Source organism: Methylacidimicrobium cyclopophantes (assembly GCF_902143385.2).
GTDB classification, from domain to species: domain Bacteria; phylum Verrucomicrobiota; class Verrucomicrobiia; order Methylacidiphilales; family Methylacidiphilaceae; genus Methylacidimicrobium; species Methylacidimicrobium cyclopophantes.
Genome location: NZ_CABFUZ020000209.1, coordinates 1 through 2,232, shown reverse-complemented (window position 1 = coordinate 2,232; position 2,232 = coordinate 1). Strand labels below are relative to the sequence as shown.

2 protein-coding genes are annotated in these 2,232 nt (G+C 59.9%); one reads left to right on the top strand and one right to left on the bottom strand.

Annotated features, from left to right (window positions below):
• The coding region (locus FN369_RS08880; RefSeq protein ID WP_142525801.1) for a quinol:electron acceptor oxidoreductase subunit ActD at window positions 1-1,867 on the top strand (1,867 nt) is incomplete at its 5' end.
• A gap of 22 nt (window positions 1,868-1,889) precedes the next feature.
• On the opposite strand, the gene FN369_RS08875 is transcribed toward FN369_RS08880, so the two are convergent.
• Window positions 1,890-2,232, bottom strand: a 343-nt coding sequence (locus tag FN369_RS08875) for a hypothetical protein (RefSeq protein WP_142525800.1), incomplete at its 5' end; no start/stop codon positions are given.

The following is a 2,232-nucleotide window of genomic DNA, read 5'->3' as shown; positions in this document are numbered from 1 at the left end:
GTGGCCGGCGACCCTGCTCACCGGCCTGATTGCAATCTTGGTTCTCGCGACCAACGCCTACCTCGTCGGCACGGGCGTCGGGGTCTGGGGCGTCCAGACACCCGTCGTCTGGGGCTTTGCGATCATCAACTTCGTCTTCTGGATCGGCATCGGCCACGCCGGAACCCTGATCTCCGCCATCCTTCTGCTCACCCGCCAAAAGTGGCGCAACTCCCTCAACCGAGCCGCCGAAGCGACCGCGATCTTTGCGGTCGGCTGCGGAGCGATGTTTCCCGCCCTCCACGTGGGCCGCCAATGGATGGCATGGTATCTCTTTCCGATCCAAGAAAATATCGCAATCTGGCAAAACTTTCGAGCCCCACTCCTCTGGGACGTTTTCGCGGTGCTCACCTATCTCACCGTCTCCGTGCTCTACTGGTATTTGGGGATGATCCCCGACTTTGCCACCCTCCGCGAGCGGGAAAAACATCCCTGGCGGCAGAAGCTATGGGCGATCCTCTCGATGGGCTGGTCGAGCTCGGCCCGAGAGTGGAACCATTACGAGATGGGCTATCTCTGCCTCGCCGGCCTTCTTGCCCCTCTGGTTCTCTCTGTCCACTCCTTCGTTTCCTGCGATTTCGCGGCCACGATCCTCCCCGGCTGGCATGCCACGATCTTCCCTCCCTACTTCGGTGCGGGTGCGATCTTCGGCGGCTTTGCCGTCATCCTCGTTCTTCTCATCCCGCTGCGAACTCTCGTCCCGGAACTGAAGGAGTTCATCCTGCCTATCCATATCGAGCAGATGGCCAAATGGCTGTTGACGACTGGATCGCTGGTCGGCTACGTCTACCTCACCGAGCTTTTCATCGCTTGGTACGGTGCTAATCCTTTCGAGCGCTATGCCTTCTGGAATAGGATCACCGGACCGTATGCCCTCGAATTCTGGGGAATGCTCGCCTGCAACGCGATGGCCCCCCAACTCCTCTGGTTCCGAGCGTTCCGCAGGAGGCCCTGGCTCGTCTTCGGAGTGGCCGTCTTGGCCAACATCGGCATGTGGCTCGAACGTTTCGTCATCATCATCATCTCTCTCCATCGGGATTTTCTTCCCTCCTCTTGGAGCCTCTACCATCCCACCTGGGTCGACATCACTCTGCTGATCGGCTCGATCGGTCTCTTCCTTTTCCTCTTTCTCCTCTTTCTCCGCTTTCTCCCGGTCATCGCTATGTTCGAGGTGAAGGCCCTCTGCAGCCGCTCCGAGGAAGAGCCATCTCCTCCGCCCGATCCAGGACCGGTTTCCTCCCCGAACCTCGATCAGGCGACATTTGGCATGGGCGCACGCTTTCCCTCCGCTCCAGCGCTCTGTCGTGCGGGTCGAGCCCTTCGAGAAATGGGATTTCGGAAGATCGAACTCTATTCGCCCTTCCCGTTTCACGGCTTGGCGGAAGCGGCGGGACACAAGAAGAGTTGGGTGTCAGCCTGTGTCTTAGGCGGAGGGCTGCTCGGCTTTTGTCTCGGAGTTTCTCTCGAAACTTTGACCTCGATGCCTCGTCCCGCCGCCCTTCGGGGGATTCTCGCGAGCCATCTCTTCGATCTCTTCTTCCCTCTGGTCGTGCAGGGCAAACCATTTATCAGCATCCCCGCGTTTTTCGCCGTGGCTTTCGAAACTACTGCCCTCTTCGCCGCCTTCGGCGCGGTTCTGGGGATCCTCCTCGCGAGCTCTCTGCCCCGCTTCTACAAGCCGATCTTCCACTGGGATCTTTTCAGCCGCAGAGGTCAGGATGACGGCTTCTTCCTCGTCGTCGAGCAGCGGGATCCGCGTTTCGGATCGGACCTCCCGCAGATTTTGCAGCGGATGGGGGCCCTGGAGATCAGCCCTATTCCGGAATAGCGAATCGGAAGGCCGGCCGGGATCAGGGGGATCCCACGGCTTCGGGATTGGAGGGAACGATGGGGAGAGGCCGCTCTCCCACCTTTTCATTGTTCACGAGAATGACGATCGAATAGACCGCTGACTGGGAGACCAGAAAGGGCGGCATCGGGATAGGAAGGTCAAGGACCATCTGCTCCTCGAAGGGCGGGGCATCGGGAGGGAATTGGACCTGCCCCGAGGCGCTGGCCAAAACATGTCCGGACTGGGGATCCTCGATCCGGGTTGCGATGTCCAACCGCGGAACTCGTCCCCGCAAATGCGTCAACCAAACCGTGATAAAGAAAGGCGGAGTCGGAAAGGGAAACTTGGGCAGCCGAAGCTGC